This is a genomic window from Shewanella sp. SM29 (assembly GCF_025654245.1).
GTDB classification, from domain to species: Bacteria; Pseudomonadota; Gammaproteobacteria; order Enterobacterales; family Shewanellaceae; genus Shewanella; species Shewanella oncorhynchi.
In genome coordinates, this window is the sequence record NZ_JAKKRN010000003.1 from 217,201 (window position 1) to 242,036 (window position 24,836).

Sequence of the window (24,836 nt, forward strand, 5' to 3'; positions counted from 1 at the left end):
TCGTGGCCAGTTTTTCTAAATTGATTGAATCATTTGACTGAGGTGAACCATGCAGTACCAAGTCGACACTCATACCCATACTGTGGCTTCGAGCCATGCTTATAGCACGATTCATGACTACTTAGCGGTGGCAAAGCAGAAGGGGATTCGCCTATTTGCCACCACAGATCATGGGCCTGCGATGGCCGATGCGCCGCATTTTTGGCACTTTGTGAATTTAAGAGTTTTGCCACGTATGGTTGATGGCGTCGGGATTTTGCGGGGTATCGAAGCTAATATCAAAAATATCAACGGCGAGATTGATTTCTTTGGTGATTATTTAAAGCAGCTCGATATTGTGCTCGCAGGATTTCATGAGCCCGTCTATCCTCCGTCAGATAAAGCAACTCACACAGAGGCCATGATTAATGCGATTAAGAGCGGCAAGGTTGATATCATTACTCATCCAGGTAATCCAGCCTATCCAATTGATATTGAAGCTGTTGCCCGCGCCGCTGCCGAATACGGTGTGGCGCTCGAAATTAACAATTCCTCCTTTGAAGTGTCCCGTAAGGGCAGCGAAGCTAATTGCACTGCGATTGCCAAAGCGGCCAAGGAATTTGGCACGATTTTAGTTATGGGCTCTGATTCCCATGTGGCTTTTAGCTTAGGCGGTTTTGCGCGGGCGCAAGCGATTATCGATGAAGTGGCTTATCCGCCATCACGATTACTCAATCGTAGTCCTTCAGCACTCTTAGCCTTTTTAGCCGCCCGTGGCCATGAAACCGTTGCTGATTTGATCCCCTTATTCAGTGACGATGAGCCATGCTGTTGATTAGTGATGAAAATAGTGGCAACTAAAGTGACGCCATTTCAATGCGGGGTGGCTAGTGCCACAGACGCTAACACTCCTCAAGTGGTGTTAATCACTGGTGCGAAGAGTCAGCTCGCTCAGGCCTTGCTGAGAGTCGCTGCCGATATTGGTGAGCTAGCCCCAAATACCAGCACAAGTACAAGTGCAAACTCAGTCGTACCACTTAAGCTTTATGCGCTAAGTCGTAGTCAGTTAGACATTACGGATGCCGCCAATATTGCCGCCGTATTTGATCAATATCGACCAAGCTGGGTGATCAATTGTGCGGCCTATAATGCGGTCGACGCAGCTGAGCATGATGCAATCGAAGCGAATCGCGTGAATGCACTCGGCCCTGAGTTACTGGCGCAGCAATGTTGGCTGTCGGGCGCCCGCTTACTGCATGTGTCGAGCGATTATGTGTTTGGTGGTCATGCTGTTCGTGATGTTAGAGAAACTGGCGCTGAGCAGTATCAAAATCCAGACTCAGCTTTAAACCCAAACCCAAACCAAGTTCATTTACCAAGGCCATTTGTTGAACTTGATGCTCCCGAGCCGTTGTCTGCTTACGGTACGAGTAAGTTGCTCGGCGAGCAGAAGTTATTGGCTGTTCTGGGCGAGGATGCAACGATTGTGCGTACCTCATGGCTCTACGGTCAAGATGGGCATAATTTTGTCCAAACCATGCTGAACTTGATGCGCACTCAACCAAGATTGCAGGTGATAGTCGATCAAATCGGCTGTCCGACGTGGAGTGATGCACTCGCTAAGGTGATTTGGCAATTAGTCATGCAACAGTGCTCGGGCGTATTTCATTACAGCGCTCAAGGCCAATGCAGTTGGTATGAATTTGCCTGTGAAATCCAGCGACAAGCCCTAGCGCTCAATCTGTTAAGTCAACCTGTGGTTATCCAGCCGATTACCAGCGCTCACTATGCTAAACAAGCATTAAATCGCGGCGTGAGTTTGGCAAAAAGACCGAGTTATAGCGTGTTGAATAGTGGTAAATTACGCTCTACTTTGGCTACGAATAATGCACTGTCGATGCCTGAACAGATCGAGTGGCAAGATTGGCGTCAGCAACTGAATTGCATGTTGCGGTGGTTATCTTGACGATAATGAGCGTGACTCACATTTTGCTTTAGGCTGCTTTAATCAGGCGTTAAGTGTTTACGTCGTCTGAGTGATTAACGCTGTCGAAAACAATAAGCCCGCCAATAATCAGATTTAAGCGACGGCTTTAGACTATCAATATGAAAACATAGGCTGTGAATACGAATGCAGCTGGACTTAAGCCTCTTCTCAGCGCTAATGGCTTGCCTTAGTATCATAATCACTTTGTGTATCTGTGGTTTTGCGCGCCGCGGTTTAAGCCGCGAGTCTTAGTCTATTTTGCTTGATGTATGATGAATTTGTTCTAAATTCCCCTTGGATGACAATGGCATAATGCCAAGATATTTAACGCATTAAGGAAGTTTCAGTGACAGACAAGACGACAATAGCGCAGACATTGACCAAACAAGATCTACAGCAAGTGGTCGTGATTGCCAAAGCCGCAGGCGATGCCATTATGACGGTTTATGGTCAAGATGACTTTTCGGTGAGCCATAAGGGGGACGATAGCCCTGTGACGGCCGCCGATTTAGCCGCGCACCACGTGATAGTGGCGGCATTGGCAAAGCAGTTTGTCGGTATTCCTATTATGTCTGAGGAAGCGGCGGATATCGCGTGGGACGTGCGTCGTCAATGGCAAACCTATTGGTTGATTGATCCTTTAGATGGCACTAAGGAATTTATTAAGCGCAATGGCGAGTTTACCGTCAACATTGCGCTTATCCATCAAGGGGTTGCTATCGCAGGTGTAGTATATGCGCCAGTGCTCGATACCTATTATTACGGCGCTAAACATTTAGGTGCATGGCGCCAACAAGCGGGTCAAGAGAGCCCCTTATTGGGCGCCAACACGCCACGCGAAATGCCGATGATTGTCGGCAGTCGCTCGCACTTGAGCCCTGGCTTAGCGCAATATTTACAACAGTTTGGTGAGCATGACATCTTAAGCGTGGGTAGCTCGCTTAAGTTTTGTATGTTGGCAGAAGGCAGTGCCGATCTGTACCCCAGACTGGGTCCTACCAGTGAGTGGGATACCGCAGCGGCGCAAGCTGTGCTCGAAAGTGCAGGTGGCACAGTTGTCTGTTATGACTCAGGTGAACCATTAACTTATAATCAAAAACCTGACATTTTAAACCCTTACTTTATTGCCACAGCTCCTGGCTGGGTAAAATAACGATTGCCTAGAATCAATCTCACTTGATGAAAGGGCAAGCTAAACACTGGAGTAGTAATTCATGATGCGCATGGGCGTCGATTTAGGCGGAACAAAAATAGAATTAGTCGCACTGAGTGATGAGGGCAATGAGCTATTTCGCAAGCGTGTGACGACGCCACGTGACTATCAGGGCACGCTTGCTGCGGTGGTTGATTTAGTTAAGGAAGCGGAAGCGACTCTTGGCGAGAAAGGCACTGTCGGCGTGGGTATTCCAGGTGTGGTATCGCCCTATTCAGGTTTAGTCAAAAATGCTAACTCGACGTGGATCAATGGTCAGCCCCTCGATGTACATTTAGGGGAATTGTTGCAGCGTGAAGTGCGGGTTGCCAATGATGCAAACTGTTTTGCGGTATCAGAGGCGGTCGATGGGGCAGCCGCTGGCGCTTCTGTGGTGTTTGGCGTGATTATTGGTACTGGCTGCGGCGCGGGTGTGGCAATTAACGGCAAAGTTCACGGTGGTGGTAATGGTATCGGCGGTGAATGGGGTCATAATCCTCTGCCTTGGATGACTAAGGAAGAGTTCAATACCACCCGTTGCTTCTGTGGTAATCCCGATTGTATCGAGACCTTTATTTCAGGTACTGGCTTTGTGCGTGATTATAATGCGGCTTTGACTGCAGCGGGTACCGTGCGCGCTGCTGCCAAATCAGGTGCCGATATTATGTTATTAGTCGATGAAGGTGACGCCATTGCGGTTGCTGCATTTGATCGTTATATGGATAGACTCGCTCGTTCACTCGCCCATGTGATAAATATGCTCGATCCCGATGCCATAGTGTTGGGCGGCGGAATGTCGAATGTCGCGGCGATTTACCCAAGATTACCGGCATTGCTGGCCCATTATGTGGTGGGACGTGAGTGTCATACGCCTGTGGTGCAGAATCTATACGGTTGTTCATCGGGAGTGCGCGGTGCCGCTTGGTTGTGGGAAAAGTGATCCATTATTGAGGATATAAACTCCACCAGTGAACTCATTACGCTATGAAATCAACGTCTAGTGATATCAGAGTCTTGTAAACAATAGCCCAGTAAAACGCTGGGCTAGCTTTATGTGCGTTGTATTCCCCCCGTATTTTGATGCTATGATTGCGCTCCTTTGGATTGCTTGGCATGGACATCATGTTTTGGGTTAAGAAAGTTGTTTCACAGGGGATGATGCCGATTCCCTTTATCCTATTGTTATTACTGATTTCTTTTCTAGTATGGCGCCGTCGCAGTATGGCGAAATACTTAGTATCCTGCGCTTTTTTTCTCTTACTGTTTTTAAGCAGTCAACTGAGTGTGAATACCTTAGTGCGGCCGTTAGAATCAGCTTACCCGATTAATTCCACGCCCATCGCAGGCGCTTGTTTTGTGATGGTATTAGGTTCAGGGCATGCTGATATAGCGGGAGCGACGGCGGTGCAATCCTTATCGGACGTCGCCCTTACAAGGTTAACTGAAGGAATTCGGCAACTTAAGTTGGGTCAAGAGTGTATGTTGATCGTCAGCGGCTGGGGCGGTGAACTCACTCAATTTTCCCATGCTGAAATGATGGCTAAAGCCGCGGTAGAGCTAGGTGTTGATAAAAGCCGAATTATTCAATTTCCACTGGCGCGCGATACGATAGAAGAAGCGCAATACTTAAAGTGGGAGTTAGGGGAGGAGCCCTTTCGCTTAGTCACATCGGCCACTCATATGCCAAGGGCGATGGCTATTTTCGCCGCTAAAGGCTTACACCCAGATGCAGCCCCAACGGATTTTATTGGCCGAGATGATTTTGGGTGGCGGTTAACCGCCGATAATTTAGTGGCTTCTCAACGGGCGATTCACGAATACATTGGCCGTTTGTGGTTATGGATAAAGGCTGTAAGTTAAAGATGGCAAGTTAAGGGTGTGGTTTGCCAAGTTCAGTCTAAAGATCGTGAGTTTTAACAGGAAGATGAACAATGACAATTGAGTCAGAAATAGTATCAGTGCGTCCTTTATCGAAACGAAATGGGTTAACCTTAACTTGGCTGGGGGGCTTAAGTCTGGTGCTGGGTTTGGGACTGTTTCTGACGTGGCCGGCCTTGTTTGCTGTTGGTTTGATGTTTTTTAGTTTGGGCGCGATTTCACTCATTCTCGGTTTAGCCAAGGTGTATGAGCCGGAAACGACTCTAGCATTAGATGACAAGGGGCTGACCTATTTTCATCGCCGCGGCAAAGTGGCTATCGATTGGGATAATATTCAGCGGGTCGATATTCCGCGGGTGACTAATGGTTTAGATACTATAGAGTTATCTTATTTAGGCATTAAACTGAAACATTTAAATCCCATTCTCGATAATATTTCCCTGCGTCTAGCAACAGGATTATTAACTGAACAGCGACCTTTGCTGGTGACGGCTGCCTCTCAAGATGCAGACTTAGCGACTTTAGAAACTTATCTCGGCGCTGAGTTTGGCCCTTTAGTGATAGAAGGGGATCGTTATCGTGGCGTATTGGCTATGTTTGGGCATCGCTGCGTGATGTTAGATACGCGTTTAGGGTATCACTTGTATATTCCCCATGACAGTTTAGATAGGGAACCTAAGGACTTTATTAAGTTACTTAGACAACGTATTGCACAATGTAGCCGCTCAGCTGATTAAATCTACAATCTCAATTGAAGATCATCAGCAATAAAAAAGGGGACCCTAGGTCCCCAATGAGTTGCAGAGATAAAGTTTGGGTTGTGCAGGGGCAACCCAAAGGTACTAGTGTGCTACCTCTGCGTGTACCTTATCTACACCGTAGGTTTTACCTTCAGCATGACAAGTTGCGCAAGATTCTACTGGTAAGTTAGGATCTGTCATTGCGTCAGCTTCAACCACAGCACCGTTGCTTCTAAAGTGAGCGACAGCCGCTGCATCAGAGTGAGCGTGACAGCTACGGCATGATTCAGCTACTGGGCTAATGTAGTTGCTACCCACTTTGATTGAACGTTTCTCAGAGGCTAAACCACCGTCAGTCGCAAACAGTTTTGCATCATCTTTGTGACATGCAGAACATGCAGTTTCTGGTGATGGATAACCGACTAATTCACCATTGGCATCGCGGAAGATCCCTGCGATAACATCAAAGTTACCACTGTGGAAGCGGTGGGCGACGGTGAATAGGTCTTTGTTATTGAAAGTGACTTCTGGATTAATGACTTTGCTACCGTCTTCACCTTTAGAAACCACTGTTTTATGGCCTGATGCACCTGTTGTATCGTTGTGACAGTTCATACATTGATCAAAAGTGTAAGTTCCGTGTCTGGTGCCCTTGATATAATCTAAGGTGCCGTGACAGGCGTTACATTTTGCTTCTTCTACGGTAATTCGAGCAGGATCTGTCATTCGAGCTTTAACTACTGCAGAAGTATCTAAGCTATAGAATTTAACAGGAGCAGTGTTACCAATTGGATTTGTTGGGCCAAATTCAAGTCCTGTGGCATTACAGCTACTCACTTTACCTGCTTTGATACAGACGTTGGCTTCTGAACTGACGTAGATAGTACCTACAGCTTGGGCATCGGGAATATCTTTTACGAAGGTTAATACACCATCGACCAGCGTACCATTTTCAAGCTTAAGAGCGATTGCTGTTGGTTTGACATCTCTCCAAGCATAAACAGTACCATCAGTGGTTACGTTACCCAGTAATAAGCCGTTAGCCACAAACATACCAGTAGGGTTAGTTGTCGCGTTATACACTTTTAAATCGGTTCCGTTAGGAATTGCAGCGCCATTCATGGTCACATTGGCTTTTAATGTCAATGTTTTCATTCCAGGTGCTGCTGAAGTCACTACTGCAGCACTGGTAAAGTCAACTTTGAATAGGCTTGCATACTCAGCGCGTTTACCGACACTGTGTACAGCTTCAGGTGTTAAGCTACCGCTGCCATGGCAAGATTTACATTGAGTATCATCAGCTTGGGCTAAACCAAATTCTGAATGGTTTTCGCCAGTGGTGAAGTTCACATTGATATGACAACCCACACAAGCTTGTGCATAAATATTGGTGTTATAACTTGGTGCACCATCATGACAAGATTTACATTCTTTCAAATCAGATGGGAAACCAACTTCACCGAAATATTCTTTTGCTTCGCCACTTAAGCTGTCACTGATGTGATGACCTGCGTGGATCCTATGGATCATGGGAGCAAAATCAAATACCCAACCTTCGGCCAGTTGTGCGTCACTTGGAACGAGATCAGGGTTATGACAAGTTACGCAGTTTTTAACATCTTGGTAGTTATGGTGGGCTTCAATCTTCGCGATATGGCCGTCTACTTCACCGTGACAGTTTTTACATGCCGCACTAGATACTGTGTCTTTACCCGATACACCTAATTCATCTGTTGCAGGGATAAAATCAACGGGTACAGACAAAATCTTGTCAGATAGGACGACACCTGTACTATCGGCGATGTTGTAAGCACGTAAAAAGACTCTGTGTACTGCGTTTGGATTATCATTTGGATTAATGATTGGCGCTGCGCCACCATAAGTCCAAGTTGCTGTGTAAGTGCCTGGCGTCGCTGTATCTTCGGTTAAAGTACAAGCGTTTTTAGTTCCGTTCAGGCCGTTTAGAGTACAAGTTAACGAAGTGCCAGCGGCATTTGCCGTGGCATTATTTTGCCACTCAATCGGTGCGCCAGTACCTGAGGTGTTTTCATTTGCTGTTAAAGAATAAATTGCAATTTTATCCAGTCCTTTGAAAGGGACTACTTTGCCTGCATTTTTACCCGTAACAGTAAATTTAACACTGAAGCCTTCACTGCTGGTTACTTTAATGTCAGCAGGACTTAACGTGAATGCCAGATCTGTAATGGATTGAGCTGTCGTTGCGAAGGAACCCGCAGGGGCTCCGGGTGTACCTGGTGTTCCGGGAGTACCTGGTGTTCCGGGTGTACCTGGTGTGCCAGGTGCCCCATCTTGACCATCGCTTCCGTCCCCGCAGGCGGTAAGACTTAAGGTACTGACGAGAGCCAGTGCCAGTAGAGATTTATTGTAGTTTTTCATCATCGCGTCCCTTTTTCTATCTATAAGACTGCGTGTGCAGTGCCTCTAATATAGGAGGATTCATCTACTTATAAAGTGGTATTTGCAAATTTGTATCTGATATGTGAACGATGATTTAACACCTGTGAATGGTAATTCTAAACTTTGCATTTTGATATTTTAAATAGTGAAATTAAGCTGCTAACCTATGATGTGCATCACAATTTCAATCTTTAAACTTAGGCCGAAATGATGAATTCATTTTCGGTTAAGCAAAATGAACGATGTTAAGAGAGCCTGAATCTTAAGTCGTTATCTTAAGGTTTTGAGCACAAAAGCAATGGGATAAGAGAGCGAGGATAGGGGGACGATATGGCATTTTCAAGTGATTGAATTGTGCCTTGGATAAATAGAAGTATAGCCCAGTAAACCCACTTAACCCACTTAACATCCATGACGTAAGCTAGGTTGACGAACTTAGTGTGTAATCTATTTTTGTATTAGTGTGCTGGTTCGAGTGCGGCAAGTAAGGAGCGCACGACGAGATCACACTGGCTTTGGCTGTAACGCCGATGAACTGCAGGTTTCTCAATCAGATAATAATGTGGCGCCATCATAGTTTCGTGGAGTCTATTAAGCTCTGTGTCGCTAAGGCGCTCGAGATGTAATCCGGGCATATGTTTAACTGTATGCATATCAATGCTAGAACAAAAAGCCACACTCTTCATGGTTAATAGATGGGCATACCATTCCTCCCTGTCTATCACTTTCTCTACGGTAGGCAGTAAGATACCTTGGCGCTGGCAAAATAATTCTAAGGGATCGATTTTACTGTTAAAGCCCTTGAGTTCTTGAAATAGAAACGGATGGCGACAAATTTGCTCTAAGGTAATATTTGTCTCAACGTCCCAAAGTGGGTGTTGCTTGGCTGCAACGATATAAATGCCATTGATTGAGCCAAGTTTGGTGTAACTTAATTCTTTATTTTCAGCACTTTCGAACGTAATCCCAAAATCAAGCGCACCTGCGTGGATCAACTCAGCGCTATTTTCCTGCCATTTATGTAAGCGTATTTGTCCTAGCTTTTGGGCAAGTTCAGGAGTGCTTAACTGAGGCGCTAAAAAGCTTAGTAGGCCATTACAAGCAGCGATATGTAGCGGTAAGTCGGTATTGATGGCCGCATTTTGTATCTGGATTGCAGATTGTTCGAGGTGATAAACCGATTCAGTAAACTGGCAAATAGCAACATAGAGACTTTCTGCTAAAGGCGTCGGTTTAAGCCCCTGTTGACGACGATAAAATAGTTCATCATTAAAGGTTAGGCGTAATGCATTGAGGCAGCGGCTTATTTTGGGGGCAGAAACATCTAGCGCTTTGGCCGCGCTATTTGCGTGTCCAGTGTCGAAAATACTTTTAAATACAAGCAAGGTAAAAACATCGAGTTCACAGATCTGTTTTAGTAATAAGTTGCTCATTTTGTATTTTGCCCTGTATGAGTCTTAAATGTTTTTGCGGCGCTATTAGGGGAGTTCTGTGTCCTTGCGATTACCCGAACCACCGCGATCAAATATCATGGATACTAACTGCCAAGATTAACATTCAGCATGCGGATTAACTGTGATCCCTCTCGGCAAAATAACAATTATTTAACCATTGTAAAGGGGAGAGTTGGGGAGAGTTAGATGAGTAGGCGCTATGTTTAACATCAGGCGGAAAGGAATGATTGAGCTAAAAGAGTGAGTCAAAGTCTGCTCACCTAAGGCGGCGAGCAAACGATAGTGATGCATTTAGGATTAGCGAGATTCTATGACGTCGTTTTGCACGGACGGTAAGTTGAGTGGATCTGCTGTTGGTGTATGGCCTATTGTATGGGAATAAATGGTTGGTGCATCTTCTTTAATCCGCATCCCGATAAATTGGCCACCCTCAAGGATTTGCATTGAGGTACTTGCCACTTCGCCGTCGACAACACCATTACGTTGGATCACTAAACGCTCACAAATGAGTCTGCCTTTGAAGTGCCCATCGACGATAAATTCATGGCACTTTACTTCACCTTGAATTATACCGCCTTGTTCTATGGTGATATTGGCCTCAGAAAGCAGCTGACCTTGGATATCACCGCCAACAAGCACGTCGCCTGTTAATTCGATATTTCCCGTGAGTTTAGTGCCTCGAGCAATAAAGCTAAAAGAGGCACTTTTTTTAGGCGGGAAAAACAGTTTTTTTACAAACATCATCATAAATTAACTTAATTCGAGAAGGGATTAACTGAGTTCAACAGAGGCGCGATACTAGCTTAAAATCCAGGAGAAGCACAGCTCGGCATGTGTTAATGCAATTACAGTGTTTCTATCAAGTTGGTCGTTTTATCTCAATGGCTTTGCTAGGGCAAGGAGCTACGCAGGCACCGCATCCAGTACAAAGATCAAGGTCTATTTTGGGGCTCGGAGCCTGACCAATACTGAGCACAAAGCTGATGGCTCTTGGTTCGCAGGCATCCTTACAACTTTGGCACCAGATCCCTTGAAAGGTTAAGCAGCTTTCTTGAACATAGGCTTGGTATTGCCAAGGTGCTTGAGTCAAATCGAAAATATTTTCAGGGCAAGCCTTAGCACACAGGGTACAAAATGTGCACTCATTGTCCTTAAAGGAGACTTCAGGAAATCCGCCATCACCTTTGATGATAATGTGAGTTTCACAAACCTCAAGACAGGCGGAACAACGGGTACACACATCGGTGAACTCGATATCATCACGTACCCAAGGCGGCCTTATCGCATTATCTTTACGCCGGCGAAAGAGGCTGCGACGGCTGTGATTAATACTTTGAGTCATGTTGCTCCTCGGGTGGTTAATGATGTAAAGCGACGGTATTTAGAGGGATAAAGAAAAATGGCTTGGGAGATTTCCACAAGCCATTCAAGTTATTAGCCGTTATAACCATTGGGATTGGTTGATTGCCAATGCCAGCTACTGTTGGCCATATCTTCTAGGGTATGAGTCGCTTGCCAGCCAAGATCTTCCCTTGCGTGGGTTGGATCGGCGTAGCAGGCGGCAATATCCCCTGGGCGACGTGGCGCAATTTGGTAGGCAATGGTGTTACCACAGGCTTTTTCAAAGGCCTTAACCATGTCTAATACACTATATCCTTGGCCTGTGCCTAAGTTATAGGTCACTAGACCAGGTTTAGTGGCCAATTTTGCAAGCGCTTTTAAATGGCCATTGGCTAAATCCACGACATGGATATAGTCACGCACGCCGGTACCGTCGTGCGTCGGATAATCATTACCAAACACGCTTAAGGCGGTGCGTTTACCCACGGCAACCTGCGCAATAAAGGGCATCAAGTTGTTAGGGATATCGTTAGGATCTTCGCCGATTAGGCCACTGGCATGGGCACCAACCGGATTAAAATAGCGCAGACGGGCGATATTCCAGCTCGGATCGGCATTGTGTACATCTGCCAATATATGTTCGACCATCAACTTAGACTGACCATAAGGGTTTGTTGCCCCTGTGGGAAAGTTTTCGGTGATCGGTAAACTTGCGGGATCGCCATACACAGTTGCCGATGAGCTGAATACGAGATTTTTTACCTTAAATTCTGCCATGACTTGGCAAAGGATAAGCGTACCCGTAACGTTATTCTCATAATACTTCAGGGGTTTTGCGACGGATTCTCCCACCGCTTTTAATCCTGCAAAGTGGATAACTGAATCAATAGCATGATCGTTAAACACTTTCTGCAATAACGCTTTATTGAGAATATCGCCTTGATAGAAAGTAACCGATTTACCAGTGATCCGCTCGACTCGGTTTAAGGCTTCTATGCTTGAATTAGACAAGTTGTCCAATACAATCACATCATTACCAGCATTGAGCAGTTCTACTACTGTGTGGGTGCCAATATAGCCAGCACCACCGGTCACTAAAATCGTCATTACTTAATTCCTTTTACAACGGTTTTTAAATAGTGCGCAAAATCTTCACCGATTTCGCTGTGGCGCAGGGCATATTCAACGTTAGCACGCATATAACCTTGTTTGTTACCACAGTCGTGGCTCTTACCTTCCATGTAGTAAGCATTTACGGTTTCTTGCTTCATTAACATCGCAATCGCATCCGTTAATTGAATTTCATCGCCCGCGCCCGCAGGAGTTTTAGCCAGTAGTGGCCAAATGCTGGCAGGTAACACATAACGGCCTACAACGGCTAAATTAGAAGGAGCTTCATCTACAGAGGGTTTTTCAACTAGTTCGACTAATGGCTCAGATTCACCCGGTTGTAAATCATGACCATTCACATCGGCAATACCGTATTGGTTGACGACGTTATGTGGCACGCCTTCCACCATGATTTGACCGACTTGAGTTTCATCAAACAGGGCAACCATAGCGGCTAAGTTATCGGTACGAAGGTCACAGCTGGCTTCATCTATGATCACATCCGGTAGCAATACGGCAAATGGTGCATCGCCGACGACAGATTTAGCACACAAAATCGCATGACCTAAGCCTTTAGCTTGAGATTGGCGCACGCTGATCACTGTTACATCTTTAGGACAAATAGATTGTACGGCTTCAAGTAACTGACGTTTAACGCGGCGTTCTAATTGGGCTTCTAATTCGAAACTGGTATCGAAATGGTTTTCGATAGAGTTTTTACTGGCGTGGGTCACGAGTACAATTTCTTTGATCCCAGCTGCGATAGCTTCACTGACTACATATTGAATCAATGGCTTATCAACAACTGGTAACATTTCCTTTGGAATTGCTTTGGTCGCTGGAAGCATACGAGTGCCTAGGCCTGCGACAGGAATAACGGCTTTACGAATTTGATGTTGTTTCATTGCGAACCTTTTAGGTCAAGGAGATGCGGTTAATGGCCAATATTGTAAATGACCTGCACAGAAAAGCTATTTAGAAACGCTGAAAACTTAGGATATTTAAGTATTTTTACAGTGAAGTCGACGTAAGTTTTAGCAAAGGTAGCACAGTGCATCTAATCCAGCATGGGTGATGTGCACTTGCATGGCGTTTTTAATACCCTTGTAATATTTGCTTTACGTTTACGTCACAGTAGTGGTGCAAGAATAAAGTGTGAGGGAGTTAACAAATTTAAAGGCTTAGATCACTATGGTTCCATGAGCGCTAGCCATTAAGTGAAGATTATGACGAAAGGAACAGAGTACATCGCTCACAGAGCTGATGACACAGGGTTTATCAACTACCCGCAAGAAGAACATGAGATTTGGAGCCAGCTTTATGCCCGTCAAGCGATAAACCTGCCTGGCCGTGCCTGTAAGGAGTATTTGCAAGGGCTAGATGCCTTGGCTATGCCAAAGGATCGTATTCCGCAACTTACTGAAATTGATACTGTATTGCAAGCGACCACCGGCTGGAAAACGGCAGCCGTACCTGCGCTTATTTCCTTCGGCCGTTTCTTTGAACTGCTGGCCAATAAAGAGTTTCCTGTGGCGACATTCATTCGCCGTAAGGAAGAGTTTGATTACCTGCAAGAGCCTGATATTTTTCATGAAATTTTTGGTCACTGCCCTTTGCTCACCAACCCTTCATTTGCCAATTTTTCACATATGTATGGCCAATTAGGTTTAAATGCCAGCAAAGAAGAAAGGGTATTTTTAGCGCGTTTATACTGGTTTACGGTTGAGTTTGGCTTGCTACAGCCTAAAGATGGCCCCTTGTGTATCTATGGTGGCGGTATTTTAAGCTCACCTGGTGAAACTTTATATGCAATGGAAAGTGACGTGCCAGAACGTCAGCCCTTTGATTTATTGAATGTGCTACGAACCCCATATCGCATTGATATTATGCAGCCGATTTATTATGTGATTGAGCACATTGATATGCTTGATGAAATTGCCAAAATGGACATCATGAGTTATGTCACTAAGGCACGTCAGTTAGGTTTATTTGCTCCTAAATATCCTCCCAAAGCCAAGGCGAGCTAGTCTCGATTCGATGGATAGTTTGATGTGTCATTTGAGTCGCCATCTAATTTAGTTATGTGATTTAAGTAATTAATAATTAATAATTAATAATTAATAATTAATAATTAATAAGTAATAAGTAATAAGTAATAAGTAATAAGTAATAAGTAATAAGTAATAAGTAATAAGTAATAAGTAATAAGTAATAAGTAATGAGTAAAGTGCAACTGAATATCCCTATCAATGTTGCCAACAGGAGTATGTATGACTGCGTTATCGAATATGAAATGTGAAGCGTGCCAAGCCGATGCACCAAAAGTGACCGATGAAGAATTGGCAGAACTTATTCGTATGATCCCTGATTGGGGCGTGCAAGTGCGTGACGGCGTAATGCAGCTTGAGCGCGTCTACAAGTTTAAAAACTTTAAACTGGCGATGGCATTCACGAATAAGCTGGCGGATTTAGCGGAAGAAGAATTCCACCATCCAGGCATTTTCACTGAATGGGGCAAAGTGACTGTCACTTGGTGGTCGCACTCCATTAAGGGGCTACATAAGAATGACTTCATCATGGCCGCCAAGACAGACCAGTTACTAGGTTAATTATTTAATCAATTTAATCAGCATCTTAATGTGTTTTATGATGCTGATTTTTTCTTCCTGTTACAATTCAACTGTAAACTAGGCTTGCCACTTTCAGTTTAACCTTCTAACGTATACGGGCTCTGCTATTTCCCCTCATCGCTGACGTTTTCGTCAAAGGTAACGATTTGCCTAGCAAGCGTTATTTTTGTTGTAAAGCCTAAGGCGAAAAATAGCTCTGCACGGTTTATCCCCAAAATTCAAATCAAAAAAGGGAATATCAGTCATTATGCGCTTGGAAGTCAGCTGTCAGGATCGTGTTGGTTTAGCCAAAGATATCTTAGTCGTGTTAGAGCGTTATGGTATTAATTTAATTGCCATAGATGCCAGTAACCAAGGATTCCTGTACTTACAATTTGCCGAAATTAGTTTTGAAACCTTGAGTGCCTTGATGCCGCAGATCCGCAAAGTGGAAAGTGTCCACGATGTGCGTACGGTGTCATTTATGCCCTCAGAGCAAGAACATTACGCCCTTAAAACCCTGCTCAAAACCTTACCCGACTCCGTTTTTTCTATCGATGCCAAGGCACGTATCCGTATCGTTAATGAGTCCGCCTTGCTCAATATTGGCATGGGTGAGCACGAAGTGCTCGAAGAGTCGCTTAATCATTGGGTGCAAGGTTTTAACTTCAGCCGTTGGTTGAGTGAAGCACAAGTATTGCCACAAGCGGCGCGAGTTCAAATCGGTCCAAACGAATATTTAGCGGAAATGCTGCCGATTTACCTACCTGATGAGGATGAAAGAACCATCTTGGTTGGTGCTGTGGTGTCGCTGAAATCCCCTGCGCGCGTTGGAAAACAGTTTAACGCGCTGCAGAACCAAACCACTGGCTTTGAAAATGTATTAGCCAGCAGTGACAAGATGAAGGAAGTGCTTAAGCAAGCGCGGCGTATGGCCCAGCTCGATGCACCTTTGTTGATCACGGGTGAAACGGGTACTGGCAAAGAATTAATGGCCAGAGCTAGCCATGATGCGGGGATGCGCCGTGAAAAACCTTTTATCGCCATCAACTGCGCCGCTCTACCCGACAGCGCTGCCGAAGAGGAATTATTCGGTTACGTCAGTCAGGGCAAAGTCGTCAAACGAGGCTTTTTTGAAGAAGCTAAGGGGGGCACAGTATTTCTCGATGAAGTGGCGGAAATGTCTAGGGCGGCTCAAGTTAAGCTGCTACGGCTATTGCAAGATGGCACTTTTAGACGCATAGGGGGCGATGAAGAAGTGCGTGCTGATGTACGAATTATTTGCTCGACCCAGAAAAATTTAGCTGAACTATGCCAAACCGGCGAGTTTAGGGAAGATTTGTACTATCGCATCCATGTGCTGAGTTATCACATTCCGTCCTTACGCGAGCGTAAAGTCGATATCATTCCACTGACAGAAATGTTCCTCGAACATTACAGTCAACAGTTGTCTAGCCCAGTGAGGCGGATTTCGGCCCAGTGCCGCGATCATTTGCTCACCTACGCTTGGCCAGGTAACGTACGCCAATTAAAAAACGCGGTATTTAGAGCCGTGTCTATGTGGGATGGCTCGGCCGAGTTGACGGTAGAACAGCTGAAATTGCCATCATATGCCGAAGGTTTTGGTTACTTTGATAATGAGTTTGAGGGCAATCTGGACGATGCAATGAAGCAGTTTGAAGCGAGTCTGTTGCGTCGATTATATCCGGCCTATCCGAGCACTCGCCAGTTGGCGAAAAAGCTAGGTGTATCACACACAGCTATTGCTAATAAACTGCGTGAATACAAGATAGCCAAGCGCCGTTAGCCAGAGTCTCGTTGGGTTGACACAGTCAATGTAACAGTATCGTTCCACTTATGTTGCCGACTTTTCAGGCATATTGCTTACCGAGATATTGATAAGCGGTAACTAGGTTATAAACGTAATGATTAGTTTACAAAATGTGAAATAATTGACCTAAATGTGATTTTGGTCACGCTATAGGAATCTTGAGCTGCATCGGGTATTTCTACGCGCAACAAATACGTTAAAGCAAGTAAAAGAGCATGCCTCGTTGGCGCGAACTGCGTAACATGTATGCCCTTAATGAGTCAAAAAGTTCGATTTAAATCGCCGAATATAAGCTGGGTGACGTCGCGTGTTTTCCAGCACAATAAAATTGTACACCTAGCCGAAGAGCACTGGAGCCAATATGAAACTTGCAAGTTATAACAATGGTCGTCGTGATGGTCAGTTGATGTTAGTCAGCCGCGATCTCACTAAAACGGTTGCCGTTCCTGCCATTGCCCACACTATGCAGCAATTACTCGATGGTTGGGATTTACTGAGACCGCAATTGCAAGAATTGTACGATGCGTTAAATGAAGGCATGTTAGATAACGCGCAAGCGTTCGACGAAGCTAAGTGTTTGTCGCCATTACCGCGTGCTTACCAATGGGCCGATGGTAGCGCTTATGTGAATCACGTTGAATTAGTCCGTAAAGCCCGTGGCGCTGAAATGCCAGAAACCTTCTGGACAGATCCGTTGTTTTATCAAGGTGGCTCAGACAGCTTTATTGCCCCTAAAGCGGATATCCCATTGGCGAGTGAAGACTGGGGTATCGATTTCGAATCTGAAATTGCGGTTATTACTGATGATGTGCCTATGGGCGTGAGCACTGACAATGCAGCTAAGCACATTAAATTGTTGATGCTAGTTAACGATGTGTCATTGCGTAACTTGATCCCTGGTGAGTTGGCGAAAGGCTTTGGTTTTTTCCAATCTAAACCATCGAGCAGTTTTTCGCCTGTGGCTGTGACACCGGATGAATTGGGTGTCCGTTGGGAAGATTCGAAAGTGCATTTACCGCTGATCACCTATTTAAATGGTGAATTATTTGGTCGTCCGAATGCAGGCGTTGATATGACCTTTAATTTCAGTCAGTTAGTTTCGCATGTTGCAAAAACCCGTCCATTGGGCGCAGGCGCGATTATAGGCTCTGGTACTATTTCTAACTATGACCGTAGCGCAGGTTCGAGCTGTTTAGCGGAAAAACGTATGTTAGAAGTGATTGCCGAAGGCAAAGCCACTACGCCATTTATGCGTTTTGGTGACACGGTGCGTATCGAAATGCTCGATGATAATGATGTAACCATTTTTGGTTCTATCGATCAAAAAGTGGTTGAATACAAAGCCTAAGGCTTTCCCTTAAAGGGCGACACCGACTCAAACTAACGGGGCTTAATTGCCCCGTTTTTATACTGACTTTTATAAGGACATGAAAATATGAAACTTTACGGTTATTGGCGTTCCAGTGCAGCCTATCGGGTTCGTATTGCCCTTAATCTCAAGGGGATTTCAGCCGAACAGTTTTCAGTGCATCTCGTACGTGATGGCGGCGAGCAACATAAAGCGGCCTACATTGCGCTTAATCCTTTAGAGTTAGTGCCAACCTTAGTGGTGGGTGATGAGCTGGATGCCTTGTCGCAATCTTTAGCGATTATCGAATATCTTGATGAGATACATCCACAGTCGCCATTATTGCCTGCATCGGCTCTTGAACGTGCTCACGTGCGCGCTATGGCACTTACGGTCGCCTGTGAGATCCATCCATTAAACAACTTGCGGGTATTGCAGTATTTAACGCAAACCTTAGGTGCTGATGACACCGCCAAAAATACTTGGTATCACCATTGGGTCGCAAGTGGTTTTACGGCCTTAGAAACCTTGTTAACACGGCATAGCGGTCGTTATTGCTTTGGGAATGCAGTGACATTAGCCGATCTGTGTTTAGTACCGCAGGTGTATAACGCCCAGCGTTTTAATGTGGATTTAACGCCTTATCCCAATATCATGCGCGTGTGGGCCGAGTGTAATCAGCTTGAAGCCTTTGCCAATGCTGCACCAGAGCGCCAAGCGGATGCGGTGTAACGAATTGCGCGGATACGGTTTTTACGAATAGAAAGAATGGATGATGAGGCTTGCTTTAAAAGTCTAATCTCAGCGATGGAGTTTAAATGCTTTTCAGTAAAAAATGTCCGTATTGCAAAGGTAAACTCAGCGCTAAGGATGTGCCGATTAAGGAAGGACGCTGCTGCCATTGTGATAAGCCGATACTGTACAAACTCAATGTAATAAAATGGATGCTACTGTTCATGCCCATCTTTACTGTTAGCGTTAATCTGCTAGACAAAGATGTCTATGGGTTTTGGATTTGTTTTGCGGTAATGGCACCGATTTATAGTCTCGTTTATTTACTCTGTCATGAGGTCGTAAAGTGCTCAGAAACCGATGGCGAAGTGGAGTAAGCCTAATGTCTTTCCCGTGTTTTTATCTGATATTGAAGCGGGCGATACTGTTATGAGTAGTGCTAGGGGTAATGTCATGAGTGTTGCTACGAATAATGTTATGAATGATGCAATGAGTGAAGCAGCGCTAGAGCATCAATTACTCGAATGGATAGCTCAAGACTGCGAGCGGGTGAGGGCGCTTGAACTCGCGCTTCAATGTGCCAAAGTACACTCAATGCCGCAGTGGTGTCTGGCGGCGGGATTTGTCCGTAATTTAGTCTGGGATCGCTTGCACGAATTTGAGTTGAGTCCACTGAACGATATCGATCTGATCTATTTTTGCCCTTTAGATATTAGCCCTGAGCGGGATCTGGCGATTGAAACCTATCTTCATCAGCTTGCCCCTGAGTTACCTTGGTCGGTTAAGAATCAGGCGCGCATGCATAGTCGCAATCAAGACATGGCTTACACATCTTGTATTGATGCTATGGCTCATTGGCCAGAGTTAGAAACCGCGGTTGGGGTGGGTTTAAAATCTCATGTTGAGACAGATACTCAGGTAGATGCAGAGACTGATCATCATTGCACGCATTACGGTATTGAGCTGATGGTTCCCTTTGGGCTGAACTCTCTGTTTGCCCTCAAATTGAGCGCCAATCCAAAGCGATCATTACCAGTGTTTCATCACAGAGTCGCGACTAAGGGCTGGCTAACTCGCTATCCTTTGCTTACGTGTTGCTACTCAAGCTAATCTTCTCACTTTCTTATTCGTTCAGTCTAAAACTGATCTAACCGCCTCACACTGTCATTCCATGCAATCAAGTTATCTAACATGATAGGTATCATCCTCAAGCCGTTTTTATTTGTCCATTTTCTGCTTTTAGCATTATTCAACCCGTCTCTATAATTTGAAATTAATGTTCAAATAACCTCTTAGTTAAGTGCTTTTCATTGTTACTAAAATGTTTATGGTGTTATTGATCACTACCTCTTGCGGTAGTCATTAGTGATGGCTAATACAATACTTAGCTCACAGAAAACAAAGGGGTATTATCAATAAATGTTTGAATTTCGTGATTCAGCTCCCATGTGTAGTACCTATAAGTGAGTATTGCTCACTCACTTTGATTTGGATCAATAAATCAGCCGCATATCTCTGGCAGTGTAGGCGTCAATTGTTAAGGATGTAATACAAAACAAAAACCTATGTTGTACATATGGAGTATGATGATGAATAAAAACACTGTTTCTACACTGGTCGCTGCCACCCTTTTAGCCGCTGGTTTTTCTGCCTCTGTATCGGCTCACCAAGCGGGTGACATTATCGTTCGTGCGGGTGCTGTGGTTGTTGCGCCAAATGAATCAAGCCAAGATGTAGTTATACCTGGTGTAGGCAATCTTGGTGAATTCCAAGTGAGTAATAATACTCAAGTGGGTTTGAACTTCGGTTATATGTTGACTGATAACTTCGGGGTTGAGTTATTAGCAGCAACGCCTTTTAGCCACGATGTCTCTTTGGCTGGCGTAGGTAAGATTGCTGAAACTAAGCATTTACCACCCACTTTAGTGGCGCAGTACTACTTTGGTGATGCACAGTCTAAATTACGCCCATACGTGGGTGTTGGTGTGAACTATACTAATTTCTTCGACAATGAGTTTACTAATGATTTAGGTGGTGCGTTAACGGATTTAAGCATGAGCACTTCTTGGGGCTTAGCGGCACAAGCGGGTGTTGATTATCAAGTTAACAAAAACTGGTTAGTGAACGCTTCCGTGTGGTACGCCAAAATTGATAGTGACGTTAAATTTAAATACCAAGGTACCCCAGTTACCATCGAAACCGATATTGATCCATGGGTTTATATGGTCAGCGTGGGTTACACTTTCTAATCCACTGATTAGATAAGCGTAAAAAAGGAGCCTTAGGCTCCTTTTTCGTTTCTGCACTTTTTATCGCGCTATGTTCTGTTCCACTTAGGCTAAGCTGATTTAGCGCTTTGGCTTTTTAGCTTTCCAGTGGCGAGTGTTATAGATAAATTCGGGTAATAACACAGTAAGCCAAGCGACGAGGCGCCAGCGTTTGGTCACATAGACGCGGCGTTTGCCTTGTTTCATCGCCTTGATGATTTGCGCCGCGACTTGTGGCAATGGTGCAAGCCACATCGCACTTTGCTGCATAGCGGCTTTATCGAGCAAACCAAGTTGGATATCGGTAATCGTAATCGGTAGCTTAAGGCGCTGAGCATGCATACTTAAGCCCTCAAGGTAATTCTGCCCAAAGGCTTTTGAGGCGTGATAGGCCACACTCGGCCCGCCGCGTAGGCCCGCAATCGAGTTGATTGCCGCCAGTTGTCCATAACCTTGCTCGCGAAATAGTCTAAATGCCGTATTGCAGATGGCAGCAAAACCTCGCACATTGACATCGATAATGTCTTGCTCCGGTAGCCAAGGCAACTCGGGGTCATAGCTATTGAGACCTGTATTGACTAAGACTAAGTGTGCGCCGCCAAGACTTTGCCAGACTGATTCAAGTTGGTTGATGATGGCTTGAGGTTGTTCAATTTGAAGTGCAAAAACTTGTACTTTTGTTGGCAAGGATAAGGCAAAATCGCGCAGTGATTCTGGATCTTGGGCGAATAAGACTAATTCAACCTGTTGATCTGCCAATTGCTTTGCAAGTTCACGACTTAATTGTGAGCTAGCTCCCACAATGATTGCAGTTGCTTGGGTCATAGATTTTTCGGCAACGAAATGGTGGCTTATGATAGAAAGTTATGCTCACCAAGACAAGATTTATAGCTTGGGCGTGTGGACATCTAGAAGTCTTTATGTATGATTAGGAGAAACAAAATGAACAAATGGTTGCGTTTAAGCGCGTTGAGATTAACAGCCTTAGCATTAATGGCCGTAATGAGTGTGTTATCGGGTTGTGCGACACCTAATGCTATCGTTGAGATAAAAGGCGAGACCTTATATCGCGAACGGATAGCCTTACCTGCCGATGCTAAGGTCATAGTGCAACTGCTTGATGTCTCAAAAATGGATGTGCCAGCCATAGTGATGGCGGAGCGCGTGCAACAAGGTGCTGCGACACCGGCGCCATTCAGTTTTGCGATTGGTAGCGATCAGTTCCAACCCGGTCACACTTATGCCATAGGTGCCCGGATTATGTTGGGTGATAAGTTATTGTTTATTAATACTCAAGCCTATCACATTGATCTCAATTCCACTGAGCCAATGACGATACTGCTAGAGAAAGTCGGTGGCTAGTTAGCTCGCTCAGAAGTGAGCTGACATACGCGCCGAATCCGTTAGTATTTACGAACAGAAGAGGCGCGGTATGCCGGTTAGAATTCCAGATCATCTGCCCGCAGCAGGGGTGTTAGAGTCAGAAAATATTTTCGTTATGTCCGAGACGCGGGCAGCGAATCAAGATATCAGGCCGATGAAGGTGCTGATTTTGAACTTGATGCCGAACAAAATCGAGACTGAAACCCAGTTATTGCGCTTACTGGGCAACACGCCTTTACAAGTCGATGTGGATTTACTGCGCATTCACGACAAAGAGTCCAAGCATACTTCCATCGACCACATGAATACTTTTTACCGTGATTTTGAAGCAGTGCGCCATAAAAATTACGACGGTCTTATCATCACGGGCGCGCCGCTTGGGCAAATCGATTTCGAAGATGTGGTTTATTGGGATCATATCCGTGAAATCATCGACTGGTCCCAAGAGCATGTCACCTCAGTGTTGTTTTTATGCTGGGCAGCCCATGCGGGCTTGTATCATCTCTATGGTTTAAATCGAAAAATATTGCAACAGAAGCGTTCTGGCGTATTTGTACATAGGCGCACTTGTCAGCATTTCCCACTGTTACGTGGTTTTGATGATGAGTTCTTTGCACCCCATTCGCGTTTTGCCGAGATGGATGTGGAAGAAATTAGACAACACCCGCAGTTGCAAGTGTTAGCGCAGTCCGATGAGGCCGGGGCCTATTTAGTATTAAGTCGCAATAACCGTAACTTGTTTGTAATGGGGCACCCTGAATATCAAAAATCGACCTTAAACGATGAATACCATAGGGATTTAGCCCAAGGCTTAACGCCAAATGTGCCACAAAACTATTATCGAAATAATAATCCAGAAGCCGAAGCCATTGCCCGCTGGCACAGCCACGGTAGTTTGTTGGTCAGTAATTGGCTCAATTATTACGTTTACCAGTTAACGCCTTATGACTTAAGTGATATGACGGCGATGACGCCGTGGGAATCGCGCTAGCCTTTTATGGTGATGTGGTCACATGGATGTGACCTAAGCTGATACCCAAAAGCTCTTAATTTATCTCTCCCTTCGATTCTGTTGTCCACGCTTGACTGTGCTTAATCCCTGCCTCGCTGTAAATCCTTACTGACAATTTTTACCCGATAAAATCGACATATTAGACCAAGGAACACTTGCTTTACGTTCGCGTAAACGTCAGAGTGGTTTTATTGTCGATTTTATTAAACGTCCCAAGGCTAGCACTAGGCCTTGTGGTCAATTTGGGTTGGAGCCTGCATGAGTACTGAAGCGTTAAATCAAGATATTGTTATTGTTGCCGCTAAACGCACCCCTATGGGTGGCTTTCAAGGCAGTTTGTCATCTGTTGCATCACCGACTTTAGCCGCGACAGCCATTAAGGGCTTATTGGCGGAGACTCAATTAGCGGGTGAGCATGTTGATGAAGTCTTGATGGGCTGCGTATTACCCGCTGGTTTAGGTCAAGCGCCTGCACGTCAAGCCACTTTAGGTGCGGGATTACCCTTATCCGTTGGTGCGACCACAGTGAACAAAGTCTGTGGCTCAGGCATGAAGACGGTGATGTTAGCCCACGATTTGATTAAAGCGGGCAGTGCAAAAGTGGTGATCGCCGGCGGCATGGAAAGTATGAGCCAAGCGCCGTATCTATTAGATAAAGCCCGAAGCGGCATGCGCATGGGCCATGGCAAAGTGCTCGACCATATGTTTTTAGATGGTCTTGAGGATGCTTATACTGGCGGCGCCATGGGAACATTTGCCCAGAAAACCGCCGATGAATTTGGTATCACCCGCGAGCAGATGGACGCCTTTGCGCTCAGTTCGCTCGAAAAAGCCAATGCCGCGATTAACTCGGGTGCCTTTAAGGCCGAAATTACCCCAGTAACAGTTAGTGATCGTCGCGGTGATGTGACTATCGATACCGACGAGCAACCCGGTAATGCCCGCCCTGAAAAAATTCCTACGCTGCGACCAGCCTTTACCAAAGATGGCACTATCACAGCGGCTAACTCTAGCTCTATTTCCGATGGCGCAGCGGCATTGATGCTGACCTCTCGCGGCGAAGCTGAGCGTTTAGGCTTAACAGTATTAGCCACCATTAAAGGCCACACGACCCACGCCCAAGAGCCTTCACTCTTTACCACTGCACCTGTCGGCGCTATGGCGAAATTACTTGCCAATGTGGGTTGGTCAACGGATGAAGTCGATTTATTCGAAATCAACGAAGCCTTCGCCATGGTGACTATGCTTGCCGTGTCTGAACTGGGTTTAGATGTGGCTAAAGTTAACGTCAATGGCGGCGCCTGCGCTTTAGGTCATCCTATTGGTTGCTCGGGTTCTCGTTTGCTGGTGACCTTAATCCATGCATTAAAAGCCCGCGGCCTTAAACGCGGTGTTGCCTCGCTGTGTATCGGCGGTGGTGAAGCAACAGCGATGGCGATTGAGGTCTAATCGCAAAGGTTTTTGTCAAATCAGGTTTTAGTTAAATCAACAAGACGGGGCTGGCAAGGGCAATCACTTCCCTTGAGGATAATCATAATATCGCACCGCCAGCCCA

The 24,836-nt window shown here is 45.4% G+C and carries 24 protein-coding genes; 17 read left to right on the forward strand and 7 right to left on the reverse strand.

What is annotated here, in order from left to right; all coding sequences use genetic code 11:
* The first annotated feature begins 49 nt into the window (after positions 1-49).
* From L5L77_RS03325 to L5L77_RS03350, 6 genes are all read left to right on the forward strand, one after another.
* Positions 50-814, forward strand: coding sequence for a phosphatase (locus L5L77_RS03325; RefSeq protein WP_263222046.1), 765 nt, complete (start codon positions 50-52; stop codon positions 812-814).
* A 6-nt stretch (positions 815-820) separates the two neighbouring features.
* The gene (locus L5L77_RS03330; RefSeq protein ID WP_263222047.1) at positions 821-1,945 is read left to right on the forward strand and encodes an SDR family oxidoreductase; all 1,125 of its coding nucleotides are present in this window, start codon (positions 821-823) and stop codon (positions 1,943-1,945) included.
* A gap of 367 nt (positions 1,946-2,312) precedes the next feature.
* Positions 2,313-3,119: a 3'(2'),5'-bisphosphate nucleotidase CysQ gene (gene cysQ, locus L5L77_RS03335; RefSeq protein ID WP_263175341.1), complete on the forward strand. Its 807-nt coding sequence runs from the start codon at positions 2,313-2,315 to the stop codon at positions 3,117-3,119.
* Positions 3,120-3,180: 61 nt separating this feature from the next.
* Positions 3,181-4,098 (forward strand): fructokinase, encoded by a 918-nt coding sequence (gene mak / locus L5L77_RS03340; RefSeq protein WP_212600040.1) that lies wholly within the window; start codon positions 3,181-3,183, stop codon positions 4,096-4,098.
* 218 nt (positions 4,099-4,316) lie between these two features.
* Positions 4,317-5,018 (forward strand): YdcF family protein, encoded by a 702-nt coding sequence (locus L5L77_RS03345; protein WP_263184816.1) that lies wholly within the window; start codon positions 4,317-4,319, stop codon positions 5,016-5,018.
* Positions 5,019-5,089: 71 nt separating this feature from the next.
* Entirely contained in the window at positions 5,090-5,773 is a 684-nt protein-coding gene (locus L5L77_RS03350) for a DUF2982 domain-containing protein (RefSeq protein ID WP_168823158.1), read from the forward strand.
* Between the two features lie 105 nt (positions 5,774-5,878).
* Here the strand turns inward: L5L77_RS03350 and L5L77_RS03355 are convergent, their stop codons facing one another.
* The 6 genes from L5L77_RS03355 to galU all read right to left on the reverse strand — a co-directional run bounded on the left by L5L77_RS03355 (position 5,879) and on the right by galU (position 13,004).
* Positions 5,879-8,176, reverse strand: coding sequence for an OmcA/MtrC family decaheme c-type cytochrome (locus L5L77_RS03355; RefSeq protein ID WP_263184657.1), 2,298 nt, complete (start codon positions 8,174-8,176; stop codon positions 5,879-5,881).
* A gap of 476 nt (positions 8,177-8,652) precedes the next feature.
* On the reverse strand, positions 8,653-9,627 hold the full coding sequence (locus L5L77_RS03360) for a LysR family transcriptional regulator (RefSeq protein WP_113938944.1): 975 nt from the start codon (positions 9,625-9,627) through the stop codon (positions 8,653-8,655).
* 318 nt (positions 9,628-9,945) lie between these two features.
* Positions 9,946-10,395 (reverse strand): polymer-forming cytoskeletal protein, encoded by a 450-nt coding sequence (locus L5L77_RS03365; RefSeq protein ID WP_263184655.1) that lies wholly within the window; start codon positions 10,393-10,395, stop codon positions 9,946-9,948.
* Between the two features lie 112 nt (positions 10,396-10,507).
* Positions 10,508-10,990, reverse strand: coding sequence for a ferredoxin-type protein NapF (gene napF, locus L5L77_RS03370; RefSeq protein WP_263184653.1), 483 nt, complete (start codon positions 10,988-10,990; stop codon positions 10,508-10,510).
* A gap of 92 nt (positions 10,991-11,082) precedes the next feature.
* Positions 11,083-12,096, reverse strand: coding sequence for a UDP-glucose 4-epimerase GalE (gene galE / locus L5L77_RS03375; protein ID WP_263222050.1), 1,014 nt, complete (start codon positions 12,094-12,096; stop codon positions 11,083-11,085).
* Complete coding sequence (gene galU, locus L5L77_RS03380) at positions 12,096-13,004, reverse strand: UTP--glucose-1-phosphate uridylyltransferase GalU (RefSeq protein WP_263179498.1); 909 nt, start codon at positions 13,002-13,004, stop codon at positions 12,096-12,098. Before galU ends, galE begins: the two co-directional genes overlap by 1 nt.
* A gap of 321 nt (positions 13,005-13,325) precedes the next feature.
* On the opposite strand from galU, the gene phhA reads away from it, so the two are divergent.
* The 8 genes from phhA (at position 13,326) to ompW (ending at position 20,868) form a co-directional block, all read left to right on the forward strand.
* Positions 13,326-14,126: a phenylalanine 4-monooxygenase gene (gene phhA / locus L5L77_RS03385; RefSeq protein WP_219250194.1), complete on the forward strand. Its 801-nt coding sequence runs from the start codon at positions 13,326-13,328 to the stop codon at positions 14,124-14,126.
* Positions 14,127-14,369: 243 nt separating this feature from the next.
* Positions 14,370-14,708 (forward strand): 4a-hydroxytetrahydrobiopterin dehydratase, encoded by a 339-nt coding sequence (locus tag L5L77_RS03390; RefSeq protein WP_106650051.1) that lies wholly within the window; start codon positions 14,370-14,372, stop codon positions 14,706-14,708.
* 268 nt (positions 14,709-14,976) lie between these two features.
* Positions 14,977-16,515 carry a transcriptional regulator TyrR gene (tyrR, locus tag L5L77_RS03395; protein WP_263165843.1) on the forward strand — a complete coding sequence of 513 codons (1,539 nt, stop codon included), beginning with the start codon at positions 14,977-14,979 and terminating at the stop codon, positions 16,513-16,515.
* A 385-nt stretch (positions 16,516-16,900) separates the two neighbouring features.
* Complete coding sequence (locus L5L77_RS03400; protein WP_028760574.1) at positions 16,901-17,887, forward strand: fumarylacetoacetate hydrolase family protein; 987 nt, start codon at positions 16,901-16,903, stop codon at positions 17,885-17,887.
* 87 nt (positions 17,888-17,974) lie between these two features.
* A complete protein-coding gene (maiA, locus tag L5L77_RS03405) occupies positions 17,975-18,619 on the forward strand; it encodes a maleylacetoacetate isomerase (protein ID WP_263222052.1) in 645 nt (214 codons plus the stop codon).
* A gap of 86 nt (positions 18,620-18,705) precedes the next feature.
* Complete coding sequence (locus tag L5L77_RS03410; RefSeq protein WP_263222055.1) at positions 18,706-18,996, forward strand: hypothetical protein; 291 nt, start codon at positions 18,706-18,708, stop codon at positions 18,994-18,996.
* 76 nt (positions 18,997-19,072) lie between these two features.
* Positions 19,073-19,729 (forward strand): nucleotidyltransferase family protein, encoded by a 657-nt coding sequence (locus tag L5L77_RS03415; RefSeq protein ID WP_330147228.1) that lies wholly within the window; start codon positions 19,073-19,075, stop codon positions 19,727-19,729.
* A 476-nt stretch (positions 19,730-20,205) separates the two neighbouring features.
* Entirely contained in the window at positions 20,206-20,868 is a 663-nt protein-coding gene (gene ompW / locus L5L77_RS03420; RefSeq protein WP_168823143.1) for an outer membrane protein OmpW, read from the forward strand.
* A 99-nt stretch (positions 20,869-20,967) separates the two neighbouring features.
* Here the strand turns inward: ompW and L5L77_RS03425 are convergent, their stop codons facing one another.
* The gene (locus L5L77_RS03425; RefSeq protein WP_131523783.1) at positions 20,968-21,711 is read right to left on the reverse strand and encodes an SDR family NAD(P)-dependent oxidoreductase; all 744 of its coding nucleotides are present in this window, start codon (positions 21,709-21,711) and stop codon (positions 20,968-20,970) included.
* Positions 21,712-21,828: 117 nt separating this feature from the next.
* On the opposite strand from L5L77_RS03425, the gene L5L77_RS03430 reads away from it, so the two are divergent.
* From L5L77_RS03430 to L5L77_RS03440, 3 genes are all read left to right on the forward strand, one after another.
* Positions 21,829-22,248: a YbaY family lipoprotein gene (locus tag L5L77_RS03430; RefSeq protein ID WP_263222056.1), complete on the forward strand. Its 420-nt coding sequence runs from the start codon at positions 21,829-21,831 to the stop codon at positions 22,246-22,248.
* Positions 22,249-22,318: 70 nt separating this feature from the next.
* Positions 22,319-23,260 carry a homoserine O-acetyltransferase MetA gene (gene metA / locus L5L77_RS03435; protein WP_028760567.1) on the forward strand — a complete coding sequence of 314 codons (942 nt, stop codon included), beginning with the start codon at positions 22,319-22,321 and terminating at the stop codon, positions 23,258-23,260.
* 279 nt (positions 23,261-23,539) lie between these two features.
* Complete coding sequence (locus L5L77_RS03440) at positions 23,540-24,730, forward strand: thiolase family protein (RefSeq protein WP_263222058.1); 1,191 nt, start codon at positions 23,540-23,542, stop codon at positions 24,728-24,730.
* Positions 24,731-24,836: the final 106 nt, after the last annotated feature.